Origin of the sequence: Sphingomonas sp. GC_Shp_5 (assembly GCF_026540855.1) — a bacterium.
Classification (GTDB): Bacteria; Pseudomonadota; Alphaproteobacteria; order Sphingomonadales; family Sphingomonadaceae; genus Sphingomonas.
Window position 1 is genome coordinate 1 of sequence record NZ_JALNUP010000032.1, and the last position, 25,330, is coordinate 25,330.

Here is a 25,330-nt window from a genome sequence, read left to right on the forward strand (position 1 = left end):
GAATGAAAAACGAGCTTGGCGCCGACTGGTTCCAGCCTTTCTGACTAACCTGGAAAGTTTTTCAGTCGCGGCCGAGCACCGCGATCGCGATCTCATAGGCGCCGGTAAGCGGATCGTGGTGCAGCGGCGAGCGGAGCTGGCGCGACAGGCCCTCCATCACCCGGCCGTAGCGCGTGGTCAGCATGGTGCGCAGCACGTCGCTCTCCACCAGCGCGCGCGACACCACCCGCAGCAGGGCGCGCCCTTCGACCTCGGCAGGCTTGACCGCAACACGGATCTGCGCGGCGGGATCGCAGCTCATCGCCAGTTCGATCATCTCGGTGACGAGGAACGCAACCGCGACCGCGACATCCTGGTTGACCAAATAGGGATCGACATCGAGCGCGATGCCGATGCTGCTCGCGCCTTCCGGCGCGGTTGCGCGGATATTGGACGAGAGTTCGCCGATCACCGGCCGCAGGTTGAGCCCGCGATTATCCTCCATCTCGGCGAAATGGTTGCGATGGACCACGGCGAGCGCGTCAACGCGGCGCTGGATCGAGGCATAGGCCGCGGTGGCGTCGGGGCTAGGGGCACCGCGGGCGTGGAAGTTGATCAGGCTGGCGATCACCTGGAGGTTGTTCTTGACCCGGTGATGGACCTCGCGGGTGAGCTTGGTCTGGCGGATCACGCTCTCGGCGAGTCCGGCCTCGTGCAGCGCGACGGTGCGGCTGATCGCGCGGAAGGTTTCGCCGAGCTCGCGGATCTCTTGCGCGGGCATCGGGCCGAGCGTGCCGGGATCGATCACCTCGCCCGGCGTATACGCCGCGACGCTCGCGCGGAGCCGGCGCAACGGCCGGATCAGCAACCGATCGACCACCAGCCACGACAGCCCGGCGGCGGCGGCCCACATCAGCAGCGGCAGGGTGAGCGCGACCACGAACGACGAGGTGATCGGCGCGCTGCGGATGCTGGTGCGCAGCTTGAGGTCGCCCATGCCGAGATCGGTCTCCACCGTCTCGCTGCGATCGAGCGGGCCGAGATCCTCGATCGTCGCCAGCTGCAGCGTCTCGTCGCCCTGTTCGAGCGCGCTGGCGAGCGGCATCGCCCGGCTGGCGGGGGTGGCAAGCTGGGCCAGGAAGGCTTGCGGGAAGAAGGCACGCGCGGTGGGGCCGCGGTGCACGCCCGGGATCGACAGGATCAGGCCGCGGCCCGGCACGATAGCGGCAGCGATCGGGCCCTTGCCGTCGACCGGCACCTGGCCTTCCAAGGCGTCGCCGCACAGCAGTCGGCCGGCACGATCGGTGATCGAGAAGCGCGCGCCGGTGCTGGCCTGCTGCGCGAACACGCCCTGCGCGCGGGCGCAGCTCGGCGCATCCGCTGAATCGGCCTGGAGCGCGTTCACCGCGACGCGCAGCGCGGTCATGTCGCCGATCAGCTCGATGGAGATGGTGCGCGCGCTCTCGTTGGCGGCGATACGCAGCCGCGCGCGGGCGTCGGCATCGGCGACCCGGCCGGTCTGCAACGTGGCCCCGATCGCGATCAGGGCCAGCAGGAGCAGGGCAATGCTGATCGTGATGAATAGCTTGGCGCCGGTCGGCAGCCGCGACAGTGCGGACACCGGCGACATGGCCGCAACGGAGGCCGGCCCAGAGCGGCGGGCGGGCGGCGGAACAGCGTCGGGGGTGGAGGCCATGCCTCCTGCTAGGAGAGCTTGCTCAAGAGGTCGAGCATTTCATCAGGCACCGTCTCATCGACGGTCTTCTGATATGCCGACCGCAACGCAGAGCCCATGTCGCGGTCCTTGCTCTGGACCTTGGCGGGCGACTTCTTAGCAGGCGTCATCTTGTCCTTATCGCTGGCCAAATCCAACTCGTCCCCCTGGTGGCCCGGCGATCCAGGCAAATCAAACGCAACAACACATAACCGACCATGCACGCTTCGCGCCGCCGATAATGAGCGGTGCATTGGCATAGAAGTGCCGGTGAAACCAAATTGGCTGTCGATGGTTCCACCTCCGCGCGAAAATTCCGCATGTCCGTGGGGGCGGGTGGGTTATTCGACAAATCGCATTGCAATGAAGCGGGCCCCTGCGCAGATGGGGCGCTCGCCCGGTGAGAAGCCGGTCATCAGGAGTTTACACGACCCATGTCGCTTGGACAGCAACTCGCACCGCATCTTCCTTTCCTGCGGCGCTATGGCCGTGCCCTTACCGGCAGCCAGATTCAGGGCGACAAATATGTGCGGGCCACGCTGGAGGCGATCGTGGCGGCACCCGACCAGTTCCCGCGCGATGTCGATCCGCGGCTGGGGCTGTACCGTATGTTCCAGGGCATCTGGTCGTCGGCGAATTCGGATGGCGAAGAGCAGACTTCGGCGAGCGATGCCGACAGCAGCGAGGCGGTGGCTCGCGCCCGGCTCGCGCGGATGACGCCGCTGTCGCGTCAGACGCTGCTGCTGACCGCGATGGAAGGGTTCACGCCCGAGGATGCGGCCTATCTGATCCAGGTCGACACCAGCGAGGTCGAGACCCTGGTGTCCGAGGCGCTGGCCGAGATCGAGAAGCAGACCCGCGCGCGCGTGCTGATCATCGAGGACGAGCCGATCATCGCGATGGATATCGAGACGATCGTCCGCGACCTCGGCCATGAAGTGACCGGCGTCGCCGTGACCCGCGACGAAGCAGTCGCACTCGCGATGGAAGATCGGCCCGGCCTGGTGCTTGCCGACATCCAGCTAGCCGATGACAGCTCGGGCATCGACGCGGTCAAGGACATCCTTGCCGAGTTCGAGGTACCGGTGATCTTCATCACCGCCTTCCCCGAGCGGCTGCTCACCGGCGAGCGGCCCGAGCCGACCTTCCTCATCACCAAGCCGTTCCAGCGCTCGACGGTGAAGGCGGCGATCAGCCAGGCCTTGTTCTTTGATGAAAGCACCATCCCTGCGACGATGTAGGGGAACGGTTACGGACCCAAAACGGGTTTCGGTCGTTTAAGGGGCCATGGCTGACCCCGATGACACGGTGCACCTGAGCACCACCGAAGCCCGTGCCGGCGCAACGCCGGGGATGACCCGCTACATCCTCGGCGTGTCGCTCGTGCTGGTTATCGTCATCTTCGCGTTCCTGATCATCAGGTAACGCAGGGTTTCTGCCCGCTTCACTGGAAATTATACCTGGGTCGTCCTATGTCTGCTTGCAGGCGGTACGCTAATGTCCCCGGTCTCGAACGGATTTGCATGACTCAGCCCGCTCCGCTTGATTACGACGACGAAGACGAGACGCCCGCTGCGCCCGTAGAGCATGTCGCGCTGTCCGATCCCGAGTTCAAAAAGCAGCTGGCGCAAGTCATTCCCCACCTTCGCGCCTTCGGTCGCTCGCTGTCGGGCAGTCGCGATCTCGCCGACGATCTCGTGCAGGAGACATTGCTCAAGGCATGGGCGGCGCGCCAGCGCTTCCAGGCCGGTACCAACATGCGGGCGTGGACCTTCATCATCCTGCGCAACCTGTATCTTTCGCAGATGCGCCGCGCGCGGTTCAAGGGCGAGTGGGACGACCTAGTCGCCGATCGCATTCTCGCCGCCCCCGCGAGCCAGGATCGTCACGTCGAGCTCGGCGACATGCAGCGGGCGCTGATGCATCTGCCGCAGCCGCAGCGCGAGGCGCTGATCCTGGTCGGCGCTGGCGGCTTCGCCTATGAAGAAGCGGCCGACATTTGTCAGGTGGCCGTCGGCACGATCAAGAGCCGGGTCGCACGCGGCCGGGTAGCGCTGGAGACGATCCTCAGCGATGGTTCGTTGCCGTCACGTCGCGATCATGAGGTGGATGCGAGCAAGACCGCGCTCGACACGATCATGGGCGAAGTCGACGAATTGAGCCGCGGTCACTGAACACAGATGATTGGTCGAGCCGGTATTTCGCCGGCTCCTCCGATCATCTTTACCGTTCGGTTAGTGGCTGACCCGTTCCAGACGCTTCAACAACACCAGCATATCTGCCGGCATCGGCAGGTCACCGAATATCCCGCGCAGGGTGTGACCCATCACATCGGTGCGGCGGGGCTGGCGGACGACGAAGTCGCCGCGGCGGGGCTGTCCCTCGATGTACGCGTTGTTGGTCATGCAGTCAGAACGATCAATGCGACGAAACGTTTCGTCGCGTGACGGTTCGCGGTCAGCTAGGCTGCCTGATCAGGAGGCGGCGGCATGATCATCACCGGTGAAGCGGCGCGGATTGGCCAGGCGCTCGAGCGGGCGCGGGCCTATGCACCTTTCCTGTCGATGCTGCTTGATCGTGAGCCCGCCATCGCCGCGCAACTGAGCGCTGGCTCGCTCGATCTTGCCGCGAACAGCGCGGACGCGGGGATGACGGCGGCGCGGCGGCTGCGCCTGCAACGGCGAGCGCTGGCCTTGACCGTGGCGATCGGCGATCTTGCCGGGCTGCTCGATCTTACCGCGGTCACCGCGGCGCTCAGCGACTTCGCCGATCGTGCGCTCGACGAGGCGATCCGCACCGCCATCCTCGAGCGGTCGCCCGATGCCGAGCCAGTGGGCTTGGCGGCGATCGCGCTCGGCAAGCAGGGCAGCCGAGAGCTCAATTATTCGTCCGACATCGATCCGATCCTGGTGTTCGATCCGGCGACCTTGCCGCGACGATCGCGAGAGGAGCCCGAGGAGGCCGCGGTGCGGATCGGTCGCCGGGTGGTCGAGCTGCTCCAGGCGCGTGATGCCGACGGTTATGTGCTGCGGGTGGACCTGCGCTTGCGGCCATCGCCCGAGGTGACGCCGATCGTGCTCCCGGTGGAGGCCGCGATCAGTTATTATGAGTCGCAGGCGCTGACCTGGGAACGTGCGGCGTTCATCCGCGCGCGCGCTGCCGCCGGGGATCTCAAGCTCGGCGGCTACTTCCTTGGTGCCATCCAGCCGTTCGTGTGGCGGCGGGCGCTCGACTTCGGCACCATGGCCGAGATCCGCGAGCTCACCCGCCGGATTCGCGATCATTATGCCAAGGGGCAGAGGCTCGGCGCCGGGTTCGATCTCAAGCGCGGTCGCGGGGGCATCCGCGAGATCGAGTTCTTCGCGCAAATTCATCAGTTGATCCACGGTGGTCGCGAACCTGCCCTGCGCGCGCCGGCCACCCGGGACGCGCTGGCGGCGCTGGCGGATGCCGGATGGATCGATCCCGGCGATGCCGCGACCCTGAGCCAGGCTTATGCGCTGCTAAGGACGATCGAGCATCGCGTGCAGATGATCGACGATCGCCAGACCCACAGCCTTCCGTCGGGCGACGCGCTCGATCAGGTCGCCCGCCTGCACGGTGTTGCCGACGGTACCGCGTTGATCGCGCTGCTCGCGCCGCCGGTTGCGTCGGTAGCGCGACTGTATGACGGGTTGGATGAGGGGGAGGGACGTGACGAGAACGGGGCGATGCCGATCGCCACCGACCTTCTTGCCGAACGGCTGCAACAGGCGGGGTTCACCGATGGTGCGGCGGCCGCGCAGCGGATCGCGACCTGGCGTAGCGGCACCTATCCGGCATTGCGCAGTGCGCCAGCCCGCGAGGCGCTGGAAGCCGTGCTGCCGGTCTTGATGCCCGCGCTCGCCGCGGCGCCCGATCCCGGCGCAGCGCTGCTCCGGCTCGATGCGGTGCTCAGCCGGCTGTCCAGCGCGATCAACATCTTCCGGTTGCTCGAGGCGCGGCCGGGACTGGCAAGCTGGCTCGCGCAGATCTTGAGCCACGCCGCGCCGCTCGCCGATGCGCTGGGCCGTCAGCCCGCGCTACTCGATGGCCTGATCGACGCGAGCGCGCTGGAGCCAATGGGGGAGATCGCGGCCCTCGCCGACGAGATGCGCGGCGGCGGCGAAGCGGTCGACTATCAGGCGCGGCTCGATCATGTTCGCCGCGTGGTCGGCGACAAGCGCTTCGCACTCGGCGCGCAGATCGTCGCGGGCGCCGCCGATCCGCTGGCGGTAGCGGCAGGCCACGCGCGGGTCGCCGAGGCGGCGATCGACGTGCTCGCGGCGGCCACGGCCGACGAGTTCGCACGCCAGCACGGCCGGATGCCGGACAGCGAGCTGGTGATCCTCGCTTATGGCCGGATGGGCGGCGGGGTGCTCACCCACGCCTCCGACCTCGATCTGGTCTATCTGTTCACCGGCGATTTCACCGCGGAGTCCGATGGCGCCAAGCCACTCGGCGCGACGCTTTACTATACCCGGCTGGCCCAGCGGATCACCGCTGCATTGTCGGTGGCGACGGCGGCGGGGCCACTCTACGCGGTGGACACGCGGCTGCGCCCGTCGGGCAGCCAGGGGCCGCTCGTCGTCTCGACGGATTCCTTCGCCCGCTATCAGCGCGAGGGCGCCTGGACCTGGGAGCATATGGCGCTGACCCGTGCGCGGGTGGTGTTCGGATCGGTCGCGGCGCGAGAGGCGGTGACCGCGTTCATCAGCGCGGTTCTCGCGGGCGATCGCCCGCCACGCGACATCGCCGCCGATGCAATCGCGATGCGTGCCGAGATGGCCGCGCACAAGCCACCCACCGGGCCGCTCGACGCCAAGCTGCTGCCGGGCGGATTGGTGGATCTCGAATTCGCCGTTCACGTCGCGCAACTCGTTAACCGGACCGGCTTCGACCCGAACCTTGGCCGAGCGATCGAGCAGCTCGCCGCGGCGGGGCTGATGCCGGCGACGCTCGGTGCGGCTCATGACCTGCTGACGCGGCTGCTGGTGGTGGTGCGGCTGGTCGCGCCCGACACCGCCGTGCCGCCGCCCGCCACCCAGGCGTTGATCGCTCGCGCGTTGAAGCTGGAGGACTGGCCGGCGGTGATGGCTGCCTTGTCGCAGACCCGCGACGAGGTTAGCCGCGCCTGGCAGCAGATGGTTGGAGCGAATTGATGGATCAGGGTGCCGCAATGCCGGATGTGGTGGTGACCGCGCAGGACGGCAGTCCGCTACGCCTGCGCAATCTGCCGACCCCGGCGGTGATCTATTTCTATCCCAAGGACGACACGAGCGGCTGCACCCGTGAAGCGCAGGATTTCACCGCGCTCGCTGCCGATTTCGCTGCAGCTGGAGCGACGGTGCTGGGATTGTCCAAGGATTCGCCCGCGAGCCACGCCAAGTTTGTCGCCAAGCATGACCTCGGCGTGACGCTCGCGAGCGACGAGAGCGGGGCGGCAGCCGAGGCGTTTGGCGTGTGGGGCGAGAAGCAGCTGTACGGCCGCACCTACATGGGGCTGGAGAGGGCGACCTTTCTGTTCGGCGCGAGCGGGACGCTGGTGCGCGCCTGGCGCAAGGTGCGCGTGGCCGGGCATGCCCAGGCGGTGTTGGACGCCGCCCGGGATCGGCCGGCTTAGCTGCCGAGCACGATCTTGCCCTTGGCGTGCCCGCTGCCCTGATCCGCCAGGGTAAGGCGGAACGGCTTGTGCTCGTCGGTGGTGCCGACCAGGCCGTCGCCTTGCCGGGTGAGCGAAAAGCCGACCTTACCGAGCCGTTCCTGGAACCAGCCGCGGACCTGGTCTGGCGTGGCCGGGCTGGTAAAGGCGATGGTGACGCCATCGCTCTTGCCACTGGCGACGTTGACCCCGTCGATCGTCGAGCCGGGATAGAGGCGGACGCCGTTGAGGTCGAAGTCGCTGGCATCGAGCTGGATCCGGGGCAGCTTGATCTGACCGGCGAAGCCCGGGATATCGAACTTGACGTCGCCCGAGGTGCCGTCGACCGCGGCGAGGGTGTTGCCGTCGCTGGTATTGATCGTCACCGATGTGCCCTGCTCCGGCTGATGGCAGGCGGCGAGCGGCAGCGCGGCGGCGGCGAGGAGGAGCAAGTGGCGCATCGCAGGGTCTCACTTGTGTATTGCAGGTGCAACACAGTGTAGCATGGCCATGCCGATGATCAAGCGGGGTGCCGGAGCTCGGTGCGACAGGCTAGGGTAGCCGGCATGACCGTTGATCCTGCCACCACCTCCCCCGAGCCACCCGGCGCGCCGATCGGCTTTGCCGAGTTCGTCGCGCTGGTCGCCTCGCTGATGTCGCTCGGCGCGCTCGGCATCGATTCGATGCTGCCGGCACTGCCGGCGATGGGCCATGCGCTGGGCATCGATCTGGAGAACGAACGGCAGTTCATCGTCACCGCCTTCGTGCTCGGCTTCGGCGTCGCGCAACTCGTCCACGGCCCGCTGGCGGATCGCTACGGCCGGCGCACGGTGCTGCTGTGGTCGCTTGGTGGCTATGCCATCGCCAATGTCGCCGCGGCGCTGTCGGGGAGCTTCGTGCTGCTGCTCACCGCGCGGGTGATCGGCGGCGCATTAGTCGCGGCGACGCGGGTGGCGACGGTGGCGCTGGTGCGGGATTGCTACCACGGCCGGGCGATGGCGCGGGTGATGTCGATCGCGTTCATGGTGTTCATGATCGTCCCCGTGCTCGCCCCCGCCTTCGGGCAGACGGTGCTGCTGTTCGCCAACTGGCGGGGGATCTTCTGGACCATCGCCGGGATCACCATCGTGGTGTGGACCTGGTTCTTCCTGCGGATGCCCGAGACGCTGACCGCCGAGCGGGTGCTGCCGCTGTCGCCGGCGCGCATCGTCGGCGGGTGGCGGACGACGCTGACCGATCGCTGGTCGGTGGGTTATATGCTCGCCTCGACCATGTTGATGGGCGCGCTGTACGGCTATCTCAACTCGATCCAGCAGATCATGTTCGACACCTTCGGTCGGCCGCGGCTGCTGGCGGTGATGTTTGCGGTGACCGCCTCGCTGATGGCGGCGGCGAACCTCGCCAACGCCCGGCTGGTGATGCGGCTCGGCACCCGGCTGATCAGCCACAGCGCGCTGACCGTGCTGATGGTGATGAGCGGCCTCCACCTCGCGGTGGCGCTGGGCGGCTATGAGTCGCTGTGGACCTTCGTGGCGCTGCAGGCGGTGACGATGGGCTGCTTCGGGCTAGCTACCTCCAACTTCTCGTCGATGGCGATGGAGAATATGGGTGCGATCGCCGGCACCGCCTCGAGCGTCCAGGGCTTCACCAGCGTCACCTTCGGCGCGATCATCGGCGTGGTGATCGGCCAGGCCTATGACGGCAGCACCGCGCCGCTCGCCGCGGGCTTCCTGATCGCCGGGCTGTGCGCGCTCGGGCTGGTCGCGGTGACCGAGCGGGGGCGGCTCTACCGACCCCAGTAACCGCCGCGGCGGAACCTGCGCCCGCGCCCGCCGTTCGCACTGGATCAACACAGCGGCCAATCAGGAGGCGATCATGGGCGGACATCAGGTGACGGGCCACGGCCCCGGCGACGACGGGTATGACGAGGAAGGCTATGACGAGAGCCAGCGCGCCGAGATCCTCGAGGCGACCCGCAACGGCCCGACCGATGGGCTGGTGCTGACCGATCTCGATCCCGACCTCGGCGATGACGACGGCGAAGACGAGAATATCGACGATCTTGACATGGATTCCGAAGAGGTGGGCGAAAGCGACCCGACCGTGACCATGGACGAGGACGACATCGACGAGGACGATGCCCAGGACGGCTTCGACGATGACGATGCCGAGGACGACGATGACGATGAGGACCTCGACGACGCCAACGATGTCGCGTTGAAGCCCTGATCTCCCGGGTCCGCCGCAGGCTAACGCCGGTGCCGGCACGCCTGCCGACGGCGGGCGATCGGCGTGGTGCCGGGGTGCACGGCATGGTCTACTTTTCGAGAAGCAGCGGGATGCGTGGCGTTTTCCTTTCCCTGCTCGGCCTGACCGCCTGCTCGGGCGGCGGCGGCCCCGATAACGCGCCCGATCTGGCCGGGGCCGCCAACCAGGCCGAGGCGACGGTCGCGCGCTATGCCGCCGCCAGCGATGCCGATCGCCGCGGCGCGGCGCGGCGGCGGCGCGGCGCGATCGCGCGGCAGCGGCACCAGCCTCCGCTGTCGCGCCATCGGACACGGCGAGCGCGGCCGAAGCCGCACCGGCGACCACTCAGCCCGCCGAGCCCGGCCCGGCCGATGCCGCAGCGCTGGTGCGGCGTTATGGCGCGGCAATCGCCGCCGGCGATTATCGCGCCGCCTGGGCGATGTGGCAGGGCCACGGCCGCGCCTCCGGGATGAGCCCCACAGCCTTCGCCGCGAGCGTCGCCGGTTATGCGCGCTACCAGCTCAGCGTCGGTATACCGTTCGATGCGGATGCCGGGGCAGGGCAACGCTACATCACCGTGCCGGTACGCGTGGCCGCGCGGCTGAAGACCGGCCGACGGCTCGCGCTCGCCGGCCCGATCGTGCTGCACCGCGTCGCAGACGGCATCGATACCCCCGATCCGGCTGATCATCGTTGGGCGATCCAATTGGCCGATCTGGCTGCGGGCGGCAAGCCTGCGGGCTTGCAGACGGAGACGCTGGATGCCGTCGCAGCTTCGAACACGGCTGCGGATCAACATTGAACCCGTTGAGAAAGGCTGACAATAGGGCCTGACGCCATGAGCATGGCAGCCTCTGCCGCACCATCGCCATGGTGTCGCCACGGTTCGTTCATGGGGCGGACAGCGACCGTTGCTTTTTGGCCACACCCGCGTGATTGTTCCCTTGCCATTGTCTTCGCAATGCAACAAAGGCCCGCACCCGCAGTTAGAGCGGACCTGGGCTGGCAGCGAGTAACGCCGACGCCGCCCGCGTTTAGGCAATACAAGGTTCAATACATCATGCGTAAGCTCACCCTCGCGGCTGCCGTTGCAGCCGTGGCCTTCGCCGTCCCCGCTTATGCGCAGGACATGTCCTCGACCGACACCACCACCGCGCAGAGCGACAGCTCGCAGCGCATGGACGATGCCCCCAAGGCGCCGGACGGCAGCCGTGCATTCGGCATCGATCCTTATGTCGCCGTGATGGGCGGCTGGGAGCAGTTCGACAACGAGCGCAACCCCGCCGGCATCCCGCAGGCGGTGAACGCCAATGGCACGATCCGTCGCGGCTACAAGCTCGATGGCGCGCTGGTGCAGGGCATCGTCGGCTTCAACGTCCCGCTCGGGCCGGTGTTCGTCGGCGCCGAAGGCAATGTGGCCAAGAGCGTGTCGGGCGACATCGATTGGGAATATGGCGCCGCGGGCCGCTTCGGCTTCCGCGCTGGCGACAGCGGCCTGTTCTACGGCAAGGTCGGCTACCAGTGGGTCAACTTCGACCGCTTCGGCAAGGACAGCCCCGACTATAACGACGTGACCTATGGCATCGGCGCCGAGTTCGGCCCCAAGGACATCGGTCTCGGCGGCATCACCGGTCGTTCGGGCTTCCGTATCCGCACCGAGGTTTCGACCTTCGGCAGCGCGCACAGCTTCCGCCCGATGGCGGGCCTGGTGACCCACTTCTAAGCCCAACCGGCTGAGAACGTTGAGGGGCGGGAGGCGGCTGCGGGCCGTTTCCCGCCCCTTTTCGTGACCGGAATGCCGAGGCGGCCGGTTGGCGGGTGCGCAGGGCGGTCGCAAACCGCGACAGCTTTCCTACATCGGTGGCGATGGCAGGACGGGTGAAACGCAAGGCGGGATTGGCCGAGGCCGAGGCGCTCGCCGCACGGCGCGCGGCGGCAAATGATGCGGTGTGCGCCTTGTGCGAGCGGCCGCTCGGCGCGCGGGTTGAGTGGCATCATCTCGTCCCCAAGTCGCAGGGCGGCCGGATCACCGCGCCGGTCCATCCGATCTGCCACCGCACCATCCACGCGCTGTTCGCCAACGTCGACCTAGCGCGGACGCTCGCCGACCCGGCGGTGCTGCGCGCGCAGCCGGCGATGGCGCGATTCCTCGCCTGGATCGCCGACAAGCCGGCCGATTTCCATGCGCCGACCAGCCGCGCGGGGCGGGAGCGCTAGGGCGGGGCACAGCTCGACCCCGTGTTGGGGCCAGTGTGTGGACCAGAGCTCCAGTCGGTCAGCCGTACCGATCCGTTCGTGCCGAGCTTGTCGAAGCGCGGTGAGACTCAGGCCCTTCGACAGGCTCAGGGCGAACGGTTTGGTGAGGATCACTCGCTCGTTGCGTGACGCCGAAACCCGCGGAAATCCGCCGAAGGTCACACGAAAGTCTCACCTACCCAGCGGCTGCTCAGGCCAGCTCGTTGTCGGGCGGCTGCGGCGCATAATCGGAGGCGCACAGATCCTCGCTGGGGCAGAGATCCGGCGCGACGTCGGCGAGCTTCTCGAGCGCGCCCGGCAGTTGCGCGGTGGCGCTGGCGACGCGATGATCGCCGCGGCGGTTCATCATGGGCTGGCCACCAAAGCGATCGGGCATGAGGTGGGTAAGCAGGAACATCATCAGCCGCTCGGAGGGCTGGCGGGTCTCGGACACCAGTTTGTCGTCGCGCCAGATCGACTTGGGAATGCCGTTGATCGCGCGCTCGAAGGCGAGCGTCATCAGCCGCCCCGTGGCGATCAGCAATGCCGCATCCCAGGCGCGCGCGAACAGCGCGCCGTTGGGATGGGCACGCAGCCGATAGGCCGAGCGCGGCGTCATGTCGACCGCGTCGCAGGCGGTGGAGATGCAGCCGGTTTCGGCGAGCGTCTGGAGGAAAAGGCGCTGGCGCTCGGCGGTCCAGCCATCGCGGCGCGGCGCCAGGCCGACGGGACGATAGTCGGCGAGCGGATCGGCAGGCTTGGCGTATGGCATGGCAAGGCTCCTCTGACGTGAGATGGAGCCGCACCACGTAACCATATCGGTTCGTGTAGGACAGCGCTTTATTGATCGACCAGATTGGCAATGGTCTTGAGGTCGGCAGCGTCGACCGGGTCGCCGAGCGGATCGGTGAGGCCGGTTTGCCCGTTCTGCACCGCGGCGGTTTCGTTGCCGGCAGGCTTGCCGGGGGCGGAGCCGGCGATATCCACCGCAGCCCAGACGATTCCCCCGGCCCAGATCAGCGCCGTCCAGCGGCTGCGGAAGATGCGGGGGGAGGGGAGCATGGGCTGAGCATGGCATGGCGGCGGTTGCCGGGGTGTTGCGGGAGAGGGTTAAGAGGGGGCTGCTGGCGTGCATCGCCAAAAACAATGTTATCCAGCTTTCCTAGGGCAGTTAATTATTCCGCTCTTCTCGCAACTTGGCGAATTCCTTCAGCCCTAAGTGAACCTTGAGTAGTGACGCTCCGTTGTCCCACCCCGCGTGGGGGTCACTGTACTGAAAGACCCATCCACTTCCGCCTTTTCCAATGCCGCGTCGGTAGCCGACTACAGAAAACTGATAAAGAAGTTCTAGCGCCTCGTCCGCGTTGACTTGGTTATTAGAAGACTTGCGCCGGGTATATGCTTCGACAAAGTCTTCTCGTGAGAACGTGATGGTTGCGAGCTCGGAACAAGCTTGAAGAGCCTCGTTCCACTTTTCCCAGTGCGGGCCCAGCTCGTCATCAAGCTCTTGCTTTAAATAGCGTGAATATGGTGCTCTTGCTTGTTGAATATCATCGTTATCAAAGTAATCGGCATCTGAGTTTCTCGTTAGGCTGATATGTAAAGGGCAGTTGAGGAACTGTATTACATCTCTTGGCCTTAAAAAGGTGCGGGCGACCACGTGGTTCCATTTTGGCTGAGACCCGCGCATGGAAGCTTCGTCTTCAATATCGGTCCACGTATAATCTTGCCCTAGCTTGGCCTTCACGCGTTCATTGATAAGGTTAAGAAGAGAATTGGCGTCCCACTCAAGTAGAACAGCCGATGACTGCGATATCTTATTCTTGTCTGAAAAACGAAGTTCGTCCCAGATGTCTGTTCTAAGATATACAACTGGGCTCACTTTCGCTGGCCCAGAGTGCTTCCGGAATGAGCGTGCTGCCAGAATCAACCCTACCACCATCCTTTCATGCTGGTTGTCGATACTGGCCAAGCCCTGGTCAAGTTCGTCAAAACCCAGAATGATCTTCTTGGTATTGGTCTGGCCACAAATAACGTGGGCGCATTCGATAAGTGAGTCTGTTAGAGCATCGATCTCAGGTGAGACGCCGCCATCTTGGCTCTCAAACTCTAGCCCGCCGAGTGAGTTTCCCATAACGGATGGAAGAAACGATGTCTTCGATAGCTTGAGCCTCTTTGGGCGAAGTATATCAGAAAGTGTGGGATTGGGGCCGCCATAATTGTCGTAAAGGAACTGATAGGCGGACCGTTGCGAGTCGGTCTGAAGATTAGTGCCTTTTTCGGCAATGAGAACGGACAGGGTCTTTACGGCAATTAGGTAGCGCCAAGAGCTGACGTAAGCCTCTATTTCTGATGCGCCGGTATTTCGCCGACGTTCATGAAGCGTCCAAGGGTAATCCCTTAGGCTAAGAGACGCTGACAGATAATCGGCGGTTGATGAGCTAAAATACTTTGCAAGAGCAGTCTTGCCTGAGCCCTTGCGGCCTAAAACAACAATCGTCTCGCCAGACTCGACTTGGGCAACTGCGTCAGTTTTGAGAAAATATGACAAAATGGCATCATCTTCCTCTGCCGCCACGTCGCCGAAAGTGCCTATCTGAGCGTGATATCCCATGCGTCCTACTCCGCCGCCACCCCAGCCGCCGAGAACATGTCCCCGCTTTCGCGCAGTTCTTCGTTCGCCGGCTTCACCACCTTGGCCTTCTGGCGCTGGTCGAACGACGACCACACGTCGTTCCACTGGCCCTTGGTCGCGGCCTTGGAATATTCGGTGGCGCGCTGTTCGAAGAAGTTGGCGTGCTCGACGCCGTTGAGCATCGGCGCGAGCCAGGGCAGCGGGTGCTCGTCGATCATGTAGATCGGCTTGAGGCCCAATTGCCCCATCCGCCAGTCGGCGATGTAGCGGATGTACTTCTTGATCTCCTTGGGGGTCATGCCGTTGACCGGGCCCATCTCGAACGCGAGGTCGATGAAATTGTCCTCGAGCCGGATCGTCGTCTGGCAGACGTCGGCGATGTCGTCCTTCACCGCCTTGGTGAGGCACTGGCGCTCGTGGCAGAAGGTGTGGAACATCTTGATGATGCCCTCGCAATGCAGGCTCTCGTCGCGGATCGACCAGGTGACGATCTGGCCCATGCCCTTCATCTTGTTGAAGCGCGGGAAGTTCATCAGCATCGCGAAGCTGGCGAAGAGCTGGACGCCCTCGGTGAAGCCGCCGAACATGGCGAGCGTGCGGGCGATGTCCTGATCGTTGTCGACGCCGAAGTTCTGCATGTAATCATGCTTTTCCTTCATCTCGGCATATTCGAGAAAGGCGCCATATTCGCTCTCGGGCATGCCGATGGTGTCGAGCAGGTGGCTGTAGGCGGCGATGTGCACCGTCTCCATGTTGCTGAACGCGGTCAGCATCATCTTGACCTCGGTCGGCTTGAACACGCGGCCGTACTTCTCGTGGTAGCAATCCTGCACCTCGACATCGGCCTGGGTGAAGAAGCGGAAGATCTGGGTGAGCAGGTTGCGCTCGTGATCCGACAGCTTCTGCGCCCAGTCGCGGCAATCCTCGCCGAGCGGCACTTCCTCGGGCAGCCAGTGGAGCTGCTGCTGGCGCTTCCAGAATTCGAACGCCCAGGGATATTCGAACGGCTTATACTGCTTGCGGGCTTCGAGGAGGGACATGGGTCTTCGTCCTTGATCAGAAATGACGGAAATAGAAATCGACGAGCACGATCGTCGAGGCGAAAAGCAGAGGGATCGCGATCCAGCGAACGATGCGCCGATCATCGAGAAAGCCGTGAGCGACGATGTCGGGAAACAGCGTGGCGAACAGCGACAGGCCAAAGATAAGCCAATAGTTGCTGGGCCCGCGCGTCATGATGGCGCGCTCCATTGCTGCAGGGCGGCGGCGGAAAAGCCGAGCACCACGCCGGCGGCGACCGCCATGATCCCGACCATGCGGTAGACATAGACGCGCGCCGGTGCCTGGGGATGGCGCAGCTCGAGCAGCAGCCAGGCGCCGGCGAGGGTGAAGGCCGCGGCGACCGCGGCCATGATCGCGACCTGGAGCGTCATGCGACTGCCTTGGCCCGCGATGTTGACGGAGCGCGACGGGGCGATGCATCCATTCGGGCGCGGGCTCGTTTCACCCCCGACCCCATCACAGGAGACATAGCATGCACGATCACAGCGCCATCAAGGAGCATATGAAGGTCATCGGCGCCGACGGCGTCCATGTCGGCACGGTCGACCATCTCGACGGCGAGCGCATCAAGCTCACCAAGAACGACAGCCCGTCGACCCAGGACGGCCAGGGCGGCAAGCACCACTACCTCCCGGCCGGGCTGGTCGCGGAAGTCGAGGGCGACACCGTGCGCCTCTCGGCCACCGCGCAGAACGCCGTGGACATGTTCGAAGAAGCGGAGTGATCCGCTCCTCCCTCTCCCCTGGTGGGGGAGGGAGCGACCTGCGGCCGCCGGCCGGGGTAGAGTGAGGGGGCTGCCGGTCATCGGCAGCCCTTTTGCGTTGGCGACGGTCACGGTGATGGCGGCGTTGCCACCAGCGCGCGCGCGAATGACGGAGCCGGCGGGCAGTTGTCGCTCGGTCATTCTTCCCAACCTCTCCTCATCCTTCCGCCGCGGCGCGGCTCCCGCCCTCTCCCGGAAGGGAGAGGGCCCGGGGCCTCATCTCACTGGCAGGCCAGGCACTCGTCGTAATCGGTGCTCCCGCCCATCGCGAAGCTCGGCGCGGCGAGGGTGTTATCGGCCTCAACGCCGCCCTGGCCCTCCGAGCCGGCGAAACCGGCGCGCTGGACCGACTTCGACCGCAGGTAATAAAGCGACTTGATGCCGAGCTCCCAGGCGCGGAAGTGGAGCATCAGCAGGTCCCACTTCTCGACGTCGGCGGGGATGAACAGGTTGAGCGACTGCGCCTGGTCGATGAACGGGGTGCGATCGCCGGCGAGCTCGAGCAGCCAGCGCTGGTCGATCTCGAAACTGGTCTTGTAGCAGTCCTTTTCCTCGGCCGAGAGGAAGTCGAGGTGCTGGACCGAGCCGCCCTGCTCGAGGATCGAGTTCCACACCGCATCCGAGTTCTTGCTCTTCTCGTTGAGCAGCTTCTCGAGATACGGGTTCTTGACCGAGAAGCTGCCCGACAGCGTCTTGTGGGTGTAGATGTTGGCGGGGATCGGCTCGATGCACGCCGAGGTGCCGCCGCAGATGATCGAGATCGACGCGGTCGGCGCGATTGCCATCTTGCAGCTGAACCGCTCCATCGCGCCGACGTCGGCGGCATCGGGGCACGGCCCGCGCTCGGCGGCGAGCGTCATCGACGCCTGGTTGGCCTGCGCGCTGATGTGCTTGAACATCCTGAGGTTCCACGACTTGGCCATCGCACCCTCGAACGGCAGCCCGCGCGCCTGGAGGAAGGAGTGGAAGCCCATCACGCCCAGGCCGACCGAACGCTCGCGGCCCGCCGAATAAGCGGCGCGCTCCATGCCCGGCTCGTGGCGGTCGATGTAATCCTGGAGGACGTTGTCGAGGAAGCGCATCACGTCCTCGATGAACAGCTTGTCGTCCTTCCACTGATCCCAGGTCTCGAGGTTGAGCGACGACAGGCAGCAGACCGCGGTGCGATCGTTGCCGAGATGGTCGCGCCCCGTCGGCAGGGTGATCTCGGAGCAGAGGTTGGAGGTCGACACCTTGAGGCCGAGCTCGCGATGGTGCGCCGGCATCGCCTTGTTCACGTGATCGGCGAAGACGATGTAGGGCTCGCCGGTCTGCAGGCGGGTCTCGACCAGCTTCTGGAACAGCGAGCGCGCGTCGAGCGTGGCGCGGACCGCGCCATCCTTGGGGCTGAGCAGGTTCCACTCGGCGCCATCGCGGACCGCTTCCATGAACGCGTCGGTGAGCAGCACACCGTGATGGAGGTTGAGCGCCTTGCGGTTGAAGTCGCCGCTGGGTTTGCGGATCTCGAGGAATTCCTCGATCTCGGGATGCGAGATGTCGAGGTAGCAGGCGGCCGACCCGCGGCGCAGCGACCCCTGGCTGATCGCGAGCGTCAGGCTGTCCATGACGCGGACGAAGGGGATGATGCCGCTGGTTTTGCCGTTGAGCCCGACCGGTTCGCCGATGCCGCGGACGTTGCCCCAATAGGTGCCGATGCCGCCGCCGCGCGAGGCGAGCCAGACATTCTCGTTCCAGGTGTCGACGATGCCGTTGAGGCTGTCGGGCACCGAATTGAGGTAGCAGGAGATCGGCAAGCCGCGGCCGGTGCCGCCGTTGGACAGCACCGGGGTTGCCGGCATGAACCAAAGCTTTGAAATATAGTCATAAAGTCGCTGCGCGTGGGCGGCGTCGTCGGCGTAGGCGGAGGCGACGCGGACAAAGAGGTCCTGATAGTTCTCGCCGGGCAGCAGATAGCGGTCGTTGAGCGTATCCTTGCCGAAATCTGTGAGCAACGCATCGCGGCTGTGATCAACCTCGACCGGATAGGGCTGCGGGCGGATCGCCTTGCTGTCATGCTCGGGCGCGGCGGCGGCGGCCGGGGCAGTGGGGGCAGGCGCCGCGGGGGCGTCGATCGTATCAGTGTTCATGGCGCTGTCCTGCATATCCCTGAAATCCATCGAAACGCTCCACTTCGTTCCCGGTCCGTTCGAATCGGCGGCGGGCCCGATGCTACCATTGGTGAAGAACAAAATGCGAACATTTTCAGCGCCATGCGCGAAAGATTCGGTGCCGCGCCCCAGGGGTGCAGCTTGTTCTTACCAGTGGTAGGGCTCACTCCCGAGTTCTACCGCTACAAATTGTGGCAAAGCCGCGCGCGCCGCAAGAAGTTAATGCGCATGGGCAGGTGCCGGGCAGTGGTGACGCCGACCCGGACCGCGCAGCCCGCCGGGCGACGCGTGGACTTCTGCGGCTTACGCGATCCGCAAGAGAACGGGCCGGGAACGAAAATATTTTGTGGCGGTCGCGACGACCGGCGGCGCGGCCACCAGCTGTAGTGGCGCCGATCAGCTGACCAGCACGTCCTCGTCCGGCTCCCAATTCACCAGCTTGCCGATATGCTCCTCGAACTTGCGATGGCCCAGCGCAGATAGCCGGATCGCCGCATCCTGAAGGTCGCCGTCGTCACCTTCGACTTCGAGCAGCTCATCGGCGCGCAAGGCGCGGATCCAGCGCGCCAGGCTGGCGGTGGTGAGGCCGGTCTCGGCGGTGAGATCGGCCATGGTCAGCACCGTGCCCTCGGCCTCGGCAACATAAGCGAGGCTGATCATGTCCCAGGCATGATCGGTGAACAGCGGGCTTGCAAAGATCGCCCGGCGCTGGCGGCGGGCCGCGATCATGAAGCGGGTGGCGTCGAGCAGCTTGCCCGGATCGCGCCGCGGCACCGGCGCCGCGCTTTCGCGGATCGACAGCGTGAAGCGGCGCTCCCCATTCTCCCCCGCCGTCTCTTCGCCGCGGCTGAAGATCCAAATGTGCGACATGTCACGGCGGATCAGCCGCTTGACCGTGGCGAAGGCGACGCCCTGATCGACCAGCCGCACGAACAGCGAGGTGCATTTGGCGTGGTCGGCGGGCGCAGTAAGGATCAGCATAGGGGTGCCGACCAGGCGATCGGGCGTATCGCGCATCATCGCGCAAAAGGATGGGTCCACTCGAACGATCGTCCCGCGACTGTCGATCTCGACCCGCGACGTCTTGTCCATTCCAGCCCTCACTTGCCAACCTGCAATGCCAACCTGCCGACGCCGAGGCGGCGGACGGTTGCCGAGGCCACTCCCATGGCTGCGACGAAGGAATACCAAAATCCAAAGTGGATCAAGTACCGATCTGCAATTCATCGCCGATTAAGATGAACTTAGACGACATTTTTGAGACAATCGCGCGAGCATGCTGCCGGCGTCGCCGGAATCGGGTTCAGCTGGCCCGGCGCATGATCCGGCCGGGTTGCTGATTGAGGCGCTCGAGATTGAAGCCCTCCGCAAACTCAAGCCCCGCCCGGCCGCCCGCCGCCCAGGCTATCCGCGCCGAGAACATCTGGTTCTCGAGCAGCTCGATCTGGACGTCGAGCCCGGCGGCATTGCCGTCGATGGCGATACCATCGATCATCGCGCCGGTCGCCGAGATGTCGCGAATGCGCACATCGCCCTCAGCATCGCCGATCGTGATCCGCGCCGAGCGCAGCATCTTGGTGCGCGGCGCGCGGCTAATCTTGTGGCCGGTGGCGGCGACGGTGCCGTCCCCGCCGAGTTGCGCGGCGACGGCGTCGGCGCGAATACCGCGGCCATAGACGAAGCCTTGAATATGGCTGCACCCCAGTGCGCGGACCAGATCGATCTCGTCCTGGATCTCGACACCCTCGGCGGTGGTCTCCATGTCGAGCGTGTCGGCTAGGGTGACGATCGCCTTGATGATCGCCGCATTGCGGTTGCCCGGCTGGGCGGCGCCGCGGACAAAGGATTGATCGATCTTGATCTTGTCGAACGGCGCGGTGCGTAGATAGCCGAGGCTGGAATAGCCGGTGCCGAAATCGTCGAGCGCGAGGCGCACGCCAATGCCCTTCAGCGCCTTGAACATCGCGTCGGACGATTGGGTCTCGTCAAGGAACACGCCCTCGGTGATCTCCAGCTCCAGCCGACGCGGCGGCAGCCCGGCGCTGGCGAGCGCGGAGGTGACCAGCGCCGGCAGCGCGGGATTGGCGAACTGGATCGGCGAGACGTTGACCGCGACCCGCACCGCGCGCGGCCAGCTCGCGGCCTCGTGGCAGGCGGTGCGCAGCGCCCATTCGCCGAGCGCCTCGATCATCCCGCATTCCTCGGCGACCGGGATGAAATCGGATGGCGACACGGGGCCGCGGGTGGGATGATCCCAGCGCAGCAGCGCCTCATAGCCGACGATCTCGGTGTCGCGGGTGGAGACCACGGGCTGGTAGACGAGATGAAAGCTGCCATCCGCAAGCGCGGTGCGGATGTCGTCCTCGAGCTGCTTGCGGCTCTTGGCGCCGGCGAGCATCTCGTCCGAGAAGAAGCAATGAACGCCGCGTCCCTCGGCCTTGGCGGCATAGAGCGCGAGATCGGCGTTGCGGATCAGCGTCTCGGCATCTTCGCCGTGGCGGGGCGCGATGGCGATGCCGATCGAGCAGCCGATCGATACCGAAGCGCCGCTGACGAAATAGGGCTGCGACAGCGCGGCGATGAGGTCGCGGGCGAGGGTGGACAGCGTATCGCGGGCGTCGATCCCCGGCAGCAGCACCTGGAATTCGTCGCCGCCGATCCGGCCGACCAACCCCGTCTCGCCGACTCCGCGCTGGAGCCGCTGCGCGACCTGTTTGAGCAGGGCGTCACCCGCCTGGTGGCCGAGCGTGTCGTTGACCGCCTTGAAGCGATCGAGATCGAGCAGGAACAGGCTGGCGGGGCGATAGGGGCCGACCTGATGGAGCAGCGTCTTGTCGAGGCTGATCCGCATCCGCTGGCGGTTGGCGAGGCCGGTGAGGCTGTCGAACAACGCCAGGCGGGTGATCTCGGCTTCGGACTTGCGCTTTTCGGTGAGATCGGTGCCCGAACCGATGAAGCCCTGGAAGCGGCCGAGATCGTCGACCACCGGGCGGCCGGAGATCGACCACCAGCGTTCGGTATCGACGTCGCAGGCGGCGCATACCGAATAATCGTGGAACGAGGTGCGCGACGACATGTGGAAGGCGAGCGTGCGCTCGGTGCCGGGCGCGGCGCTGTCCATGCGGAAGATGTCGGTGATCGTCCGGCCGAGCGGATGCGGGCCGGTCTGGGCGAGCTCGGCGGCGACCTTGGCGGAGAGATAGGTGAGGCGACCCTGGCGATCGGCTTCCCAGAACCAGCCGGTGCCCTGGCCTTCGAATTCGGCGATCATCTTGGCGGCGAGCTTGCCGTCGCTCGTCTCGCGGTTGCGGATCATCACCGCGCCGATGTCGTGGCGGGCGAGGCGCAGGGTCGCGACGGCGAGCCCAAGGAAGAAGAATAGGGCGATGCTGGTCGGCAGCCAACCGTTGGACAGGATGGCGAGCATGATCACCAGCCCGAGCGCGAAGCCAAGCGTCGCGGCTCGGACCTGGTGGATGGTCAGCGAGGTGATGCCGATCGCGCCGGCGACGGCTACGAAGCAGCCGAGCTGGGTGGGGCCCATGGCGAAGCGGGTCGACGCCCACAGCAACGACAGCAGTGCCGCGGCAATGCCGGTGGCGCAGAGCGCCAGCCCGCGGGTGCGGTCATGCGCCGGCCAGTGGCGCGCTGCGGGGAGGACGAGGAAGCCATAGGCTGTGCCGGACAAAGCGACGAGAAAGCCGATATGGATCGCCATCGCGCCGGCAAAGCCGCCCATGCCGCCGGCAATCGCTGAGCCGACCAGCACCACGCAGGCGATTGCTTGCGCCGCCATCGCGAACGGCCATATGCCCCCGGCGGTGTCGAGCCGCAGCGCATGCGCATGGGCGACTTCCTCCGCGATCTCGTGGCGGAGGCCGAGCAGCCGCGCCATGCCCATCCCTGCGGCAGGGTCGATATCAAGGTGATCGGGAGCGGCAGGCATGGCGCGGACGGTAGCGACGGTATGATTGCTAAAATGGTTCAATCTCGTGGTTAATAGACCATGAAATCTGCGTTGCCGCGTTATTCGCCGACAGGGGCGTGTTCCGACCACGCGGCGACGTCGCACGATAGAGTTGAACCGCCCATCATAGATCAAGCTCGGCTATTGGCGCCTGCTCACGGCCGGTAGCGGCGTTAATCGCGAACAACGGCGTACTTCTGCTGTCGATCGACCGTTGATGGTGGATTACCGAAAATTGATAGCCGAATTGCCGAGGCTCTGCCTCTTGGTAAAAATGCATCCCGCGCAAACAACCGTTTGGTATACGTTGGCGGTGCGTGAGTGGAACGGTGTGCGCCGGATCGCAACGGCAACTTAGACCCGCTGGAGCGGCGGTAGCGCGAAAGCCCTCGGTCGAAGTCGAATTGACCACCGCCCTGATGCTGCCGGAGATATCCGGCCCGCCGAGCGGCTGGAGATGGCTAACCAGCCCTTACCACGGGCGGGCCAGCGGCACCGTAGTCCGCGGCGCCGGCGTTAAGCATGCCGCGCTGGTGCCAGGGTTGGCGGCGCGCCGTTGGCTGCGGTAGAGGCGCTCCGCAAAGGAGTTCGTCGCTTGTCCACCGTCATCATCCGCGAAGCCGATCTGATCGAGAGCGTCGCCGACGCGCTGCAGTTCATCAGCTACTATCACCCGATGGATTACATCCGCGCGCTCGGCGCGGCTTATCAGGCCGAGCAGAGCCCGGCGGCGAAGGACGCGATCGCGCAGATCCTCACCAACAGCCGGATGTGCGCCGAGGGCCATCGGCCGATCTGCCAGGACACCGGCATCGTCACCGTGTTCGTCAAATGGGGCCAGGATTGCCGGTTCGCCGATGGCAGCCGCAGCCTTCAGGAGGTCGTCGACGAGGGCGTGCGCCGCGCCTACCTGCATCCCGAGAACAAGCTGCGCGCCTCGATCCTCGCCGATCCGGCTTTCACCCGCCGCAACACTCGTGACAACACGCCGAGCGTGCTCCACGTCGAGATGGTGCCGGGCAACACGGTGTCGATCGACGTAGCGGCCAAGGGCGGCGGCTCGGAGAACAAGTCCAAGTTCAAGATGATGAATCCGAGCGACTCGATCGTCGACTGGGTGCTCGAGATGATCCCGCAGATGGGGGCTGGCTGGTGCCCGCCGGGCATGCTCGGCATCGGCATCGGCGGCACCGCGGAAAAGGCGATGCTGCTCGCCAAGGAATCGCTGATGGGGCCGATCGACATGGCGCAGCTGAAGCAGCGCGGTCCGAAGAACGACTTGGAGGCGCTGCGGATCGAGATCTTCGACAAGGTCAACGCGCTCGGCATCGGCGCGCAGGGGCTGGGCGGGCTCTCGACCATCCTCGACGTCAAGATCGTCGACTGGCCGACCCATGCCGCCTCCAAGCCGGTGGCGATGATCCCCAATTGCGCCGCGACCCGGCATGCGCATTTCACGCTCGACGGTTCAGGGCCGGCCTACCTCGAGGCGCCGCGGCTCGAGGAATGGCCCGACGTCAACTGGACGCCGGACAAGGCGGCGATCCGGGTCGATCTCGACACGCTGACGCCGGAGGTGGTGCAGGGCTGGAGGCATGGCGACCGGCTGCTGCTCAACGGCAAGATGCTCACCGGGCGCGATGCCGCGCACAAGCGCATCGCCGACATGCTCGCGCGCGGCGAGGAACTGCCGGTCGAGTTCAAGGGTCGGGTGATCTATTACGTCGGGCCGGTCGATCCGGTCGGCGAGGAAGTGGTGGGGCCGGCGGGGCCGACCACGGCGACGCGAATGGACAAGTTCACGCGGATGATGCTCGACCAGGGGCTGCTGGCGATGGTCGGCAAGGCCGAGCGCGGGCCGGCGGCGACCGAGGCGATCGCCGAGGCGAAGTCCGCCTATCTGATGGCGGTGGGCGGCGCGGCCTATCTGGTCGCGCGCGCGATCAAGGGCAGTCGCGTCGTCGGCTTTGCCGATCTCGGCATGGAGGCGATCTACGAATTCGAGGTCAGCGACTTCCCGGTGACGGTGGCGGTGGATGCCGCGGGCCAGAACGTCCACCAGCTCGCGCCGCTGGTGTGGCGCGAGAAGATCGCGCGGGAGGGGTTGCTGGTCGGGGCGTGACCCCGGCCGGTTGCCGTCGCTGGAGCTATCGAGCGGCGGCGCCTGCGCCAGATATGAAAAGAGGTTGCCGAGCGCCCTTGAGCAGCTCGACAACCCCCTAACATGGTCAGCGGCCGGAGAGCTCCAGCCCGGAGGACCATGCGAACCGCTTGTCCTGTGAGTTCACGCGTTGATTGAGGGAAAATACCCTCCGCGCCAACCCGGCGACCTTAGCGGCGCGTCCCCCGAACGAACCGAACCGAACTCACTGCTGAACCATGAGACATCGGATCACCTCCTTTCGCTTGTTGATAGCCAATCGTGATCGAGCCCGATCACAAGAGGTAATGTGAGTTAGGGACGACCAACATACAAGACTTGAAATGCGGATGATTTTGGCCGAGCTTCCTCCGCTCGCGCCGGCCGCGCCGCACCCCTGGTAGCGTCAGCGGCAGTCCTCGGTGACGCGCTCGATCTCCGCCCAGGCGGGGATGACCAGTGCCGATAGCCCAGCCTGTTCGACGATGAACCGCCCGCGGCTGAACCCGATCGCGTCGAGCAGCGAATCATTGGCGGCGAGCACGGCCGTGACGGTGGGTGGCGTGGCGCCGCCGGGCTGCACCGGCAGCGCGCGGGTGACGCTGGTGGTGCGGATGGTCAGCGGCGTCGCCCTGGTGCCTGGGCGTGACAGCGCGACCTGCCGCGCCGCGCGATCGCAGCGCAGGGTGAGGACGGGCTCGGCACCGGCGAGCCCGAACGCGGCGAGGCTGCCGCGATCATCGGGGCGGTAGCGCCAGACGCCGGGCGTCAGCGGCCAGTCG

At 65.8% G+C, this 25,330-nt stretch carries 27 protein-coding genes; 13 read left to right on the forward strand and 14 right to left on the reverse strand.

Annotated features, from left to right (window positions below):
• Positions 1–61 precede the first annotated feature (61 nt).
• Together OXR60_RS18025 and OXR60_RS18030 are read right to left on the reverse strand one after the other, a co-directional pair.
• Positions 62–1,609: a sensor histidine kinase gene (locus OXR60_RS18025; RefSeq protein ID WP_267397363.1), complete on the reverse strand. Its 1,548-nt coding sequence runs from the start codon at positions 1,607–1,609 to the stop codon at positions 62–64.
• A gap of 74 nt (positions 1,610–1,683) precedes the next feature.
• A complete protein-coding gene (locus OXR60_RS18030; RefSeq protein WP_267397364.1) occupies positions 1,684–1,851 on the reverse strand; it encodes a NepR family anti-sigma factor in 168 nt (55 codons plus the stop codon).
• 276 nt (positions 1,852–2,127) lie between these two features.
• On the opposite strand from OXR60_RS18030, the gene OXR60_RS18035 reads away from it, so the two are divergent.
• From OXR60_RS18035 to OXR60_RS18060, 6 genes are all read left to right on the forward strand, one after another.
• Entirely contained in the window at positions 2,128–2,934 is an 807-nt protein-coding gene (locus OXR60_RS18035) for a response regulator (RefSeq protein ID WP_267397365.1), read from the forward strand.
• A gap of 46 nt (positions 2,935–2,980) precedes the next feature.
• On the forward strand, positions 2,981–3,118 hold the full coding sequence (locus tag OXR60_RS18040; protein WP_267397366.1) for a hypothetical protein: 138 nt from the start codon (positions 2,981–2,983) through the stop codon (positions 3,116–3,118).
• Between the two features lie 98 nt (positions 3,119–3,216).
• Complete coding sequence (locus OXR60_RS18045) at positions 3,217–3,867, forward strand: sigma-70 family RNA polymerase sigma factor (protein ID WP_267397367.1); 651 nt, start codon at positions 3,217–3,219, stop codon at positions 3,865–3,867.
• A gap of 63 nt (positions 3,868–3,930) precedes the next feature.
• Positions 3,931–4,140, forward strand: coding sequence for a hypothetical protein (locus OXR60_RS18050; RefSeq protein WP_267397368.1), 210 nt, complete (start codon positions 3,931–3,933; stop codon positions 4,138–4,140).
• 42 nt (positions 4,141–4,182) lie between these two features.
• Complete coding sequence (locus tag OXR60_RS18055) at positions 4,183–6,873, forward strand: bifunctional [glutamine synthetase] adenylyltransferase/[glutamine synthetase]-adenylyl-L-tyrosine phosphorylase (protein ID WP_267397375.1); 2,691 nt, start codon at positions 4,183–4,185, stop codon at positions 6,871–6,873.
• Positions 6,873–7,334, forward strand: coding sequence for a peroxiredoxin (locus tag OXR60_RS18060; RefSeq protein ID WP_267397376.1), 462 nt, complete (start codon positions 6,873–6,875; stop codon positions 7,332–7,334). Before OXR60_RS18055 ends, OXR60_RS18060 begins: the two co-directional genes overlap by 1 nt.
• On the opposite strand, the gene OXR60_RS18065 is transcribed toward OXR60_RS18060, so the two are convergent.
• Complete coding sequence (locus OXR60_RS18065; protein ID WP_267397377.1) at positions 7,331–7,813, reverse strand: hypothetical protein; 483 nt, start codon at positions 7,811–7,813, stop codon at positions 7,331–7,333. The two genes, OXR60_RS18060 and OXR60_RS18065, sit on opposite strands and share 4 nt — an antisense overlap.
• 105 nt (positions 7,814–7,918) lie before the next feature.
• Between OXR60_RS18065 and OXR60_RS18070 the strand changes: the two genes are divergently transcribed.
• Positions 7,919–9,154: a multidrug effflux MFS transporter gene (locus OXR60_RS18070; RefSeq protein WP_267397378.1), complete on the forward strand. Its 1,236-nt coding sequence runs from the start codon at positions 7,919–7,921 to the stop codon at positions 9,152–9,154.
• Between the two features lie 73 nt (positions 9,155–9,227).
• Positions 9,228–9,581: a DNA primase gene (locus OXR60_RS18075; protein ID WP_267397379.1), complete on the forward strand. Its 354-nt coding sequence runs from the start codon at positions 9,228–9,230 to the stop codon at positions 9,579–9,581.
• Positions 9,582–9,601: 20 nt separating this feature from the next.
• Here the strand turns inward: OXR60_RS18075 and OXR60_RS18080 are convergent, their stop codons facing one another.
• Positions 9,602–9,883: a hypothetical protein gene (locus tag OXR60_RS18080; RefSeq protein ID WP_267397380.1), complete on the reverse strand. Its 282-nt coding sequence runs from the start codon at positions 9,881–9,883 to the stop codon at positions 9,602–9,604.
• Between the two features lie 101 nt (positions 9,884–9,984).
• Between OXR60_RS18080 and OXR60_RS18085 the strand changes: the two genes are divergently transcribed.
• The 3 genes from OXR60_RS18085 to OXR60_RS18095 all read left to right on the forward strand — a co-directional run bounded on the left by OXR60_RS18085 (position 9,985) and on the right by OXR60_RS18095 (position 11,816).
• On the forward strand, positions 9,985–10,401 hold the full coding sequence (locus OXR60_RS18085) for a hypothetical protein (protein ID WP_267397381.1): 417 nt from the start codon (positions 9,985–9,987) through the stop codon (positions 10,399–10,401).
• Positions 10,402–10,659: 258 nt separating this feature from the next.
• Complete coding sequence (locus OXR60_RS18090; protein ID WP_267397382.1) at positions 10,660–11,322, forward strand: opacity protein; 663 nt, start codon at positions 10,660–10,662, stop codon at positions 11,320–11,322.
• Between the two features lie 143 nt (positions 11,323–11,465).
• The gene (locus tag OXR60_RS18095) at positions 11,466–11,816 is read left to right on the forward strand and encodes an HNH endonuclease (RefSeq protein ID WP_267397383.1); all 351 of its coding nucleotides are present in this window, start codon (positions 11,466–11,468) and stop codon (positions 11,814–11,816) included.
• A gap of 229 nt (positions 11,817–12,045) precedes the next feature.
• Here the strand turns inward: OXR60_RS18095 and OXR60_RS18100 are convergent, their stop codons facing one another.
• The 6 genes from OXR60_RS18100 to OXR60_RS18125 form a co-directional block, all read right to left on the reverse strand.
• Entirely contained in the window at positions 12,046–12,606 is a 561-nt protein-coding gene (locus tag OXR60_RS18100; protein ID WP_267397384.1) for a hypothetical protein, read from the reverse strand.
• A gap of 68 nt (positions 12,607–12,674) precedes the next feature.
• Positions 12,675–12,896: a hypothetical protein gene (locus OXR60_RS18105; protein ID WP_267397385.1), complete on the reverse strand. Its 222-nt coding sequence runs from the start codon at positions 12,894–12,896 to the stop codon at positions 12,675–12,677.
• 109 nt (positions 12,897–13,005) lie between these two features.
• Entirely contained in the window at positions 13,006–14,448 is a 1,443-nt protein-coding gene (locus tag OXR60_RS18110; protein ID WP_267397386.1) for a hypothetical protein, read from the reverse strand.
• A 5-nt stretch (positions 14,449–14,453) separates the two neighbouring features.
• The gene (locus OXR60_RS18115; RefSeq protein ID WP_267397387.1) at positions 14,454–15,509 is read right to left on the reverse strand and encodes a ribonucleotide-diphosphate reductase subunit beta; all 1,056 of its coding nucleotides are present in this window, start codon (positions 15,507–15,509) and stop codon (positions 14,454–14,456) included.
• A 16-nt stretch (positions 15,510–15,525) separates the two neighbouring features.
• Positions 15,526–15,705: a hypothetical protein gene (locus OXR60_RS18120; RefSeq protein ID WP_267397388.1), complete on the reverse strand. Its 180-nt coding sequence runs from the start codon at positions 15,703–15,705 to the stop codon at positions 15,526–15,528.
• A complete protein-coding gene (locus OXR60_RS18125) occupies positions 15,702–15,902 on the reverse strand; it encodes a hypothetical protein (protein WP_267397389.1) in 201 nt (66 codons plus the stop codon). Before OXR60_RS18125 ends, OXR60_RS18120 begins: the two co-directional genes overlap by 4 nt.
• A 101-nt stretch (positions 15,903–16,003) precedes the next feature.
• Between OXR60_RS18125 and OXR60_RS18130 the strand changes: the two genes are divergently transcribed.
• A complete protein-coding gene (locus tag OXR60_RS18130; protein ID WP_267397390.1) occupies positions 16,004–16,255 on the forward strand; it encodes a DUF2171 domain-containing protein in 252 nt (83 codons plus the stop codon).
• A 260-nt stretch (positions 16,256–16,515) separates the two neighbouring features.
• On the opposite strand, the gene OXR60_RS18135 is transcribed toward OXR60_RS18130, so the two are convergent.
• The 3 genes from OXR60_RS18135 to OXR60_RS18145 all read right to left on the reverse strand — a co-directional run bounded on the left by OXR60_RS18135 (position 16,516) and on the right by OXR60_RS18145 (position 22,387).
• Entirely contained in the window at positions 16,516–18,450 is a 1,935-nt protein-coding gene (locus OXR60_RS18135) for a ribonucleoside-diphosphate reductase subunit alpha (RefSeq protein ID WP_267397391.1), read from the reverse strand.
• Between the two features lie 387 nt (positions 18,451–18,837).
• On the reverse strand, positions 18,838–19,533 hold the full coding sequence (locus OXR60_RS18140) for a PAS domain-containing protein (protein ID WP_267397392.1): 696 nt from the start codon (positions 19,531–19,533) through the stop codon (positions 18,838–18,840).
• A gap of 211 nt (positions 19,534–19,744) precedes the next feature.
• Positions 19,745–22,387: an EAL domain-containing protein gene (locus OXR60_RS18145; RefSeq protein WP_267397393.1), complete on the reverse strand. Its 2,643-nt coding sequence runs from the start codon at positions 22,385–22,387 to the stop codon at positions 19,745–19,747.
• Positions 22,388–23,003: 616 nt separating this feature from the next.
• On the opposite strand from OXR60_RS18145, the gene OXR60_RS18150 reads away from it, so the two are divergent.
• Entirely contained in the window at positions 23,004–24,530 is a 1,527-nt protein-coding gene (locus OXR60_RS18150) for a fumarate hydratase (RefSeq protein WP_267397394.1), read from the forward strand.
• Positions 24,531–24,954: 424 nt separating this feature from the next.
• On the opposite strand, the gene OXR60_RS18155 is transcribed toward OXR60_RS18150, so the two are convergent.
• Positions 24,955–25,330 (reverse strand): hypothetical protein (locus OXR60_RS18155; protein ID WP_267397395.1); only part of this gene is annotated, 376 nt, incomplete at its 5' end.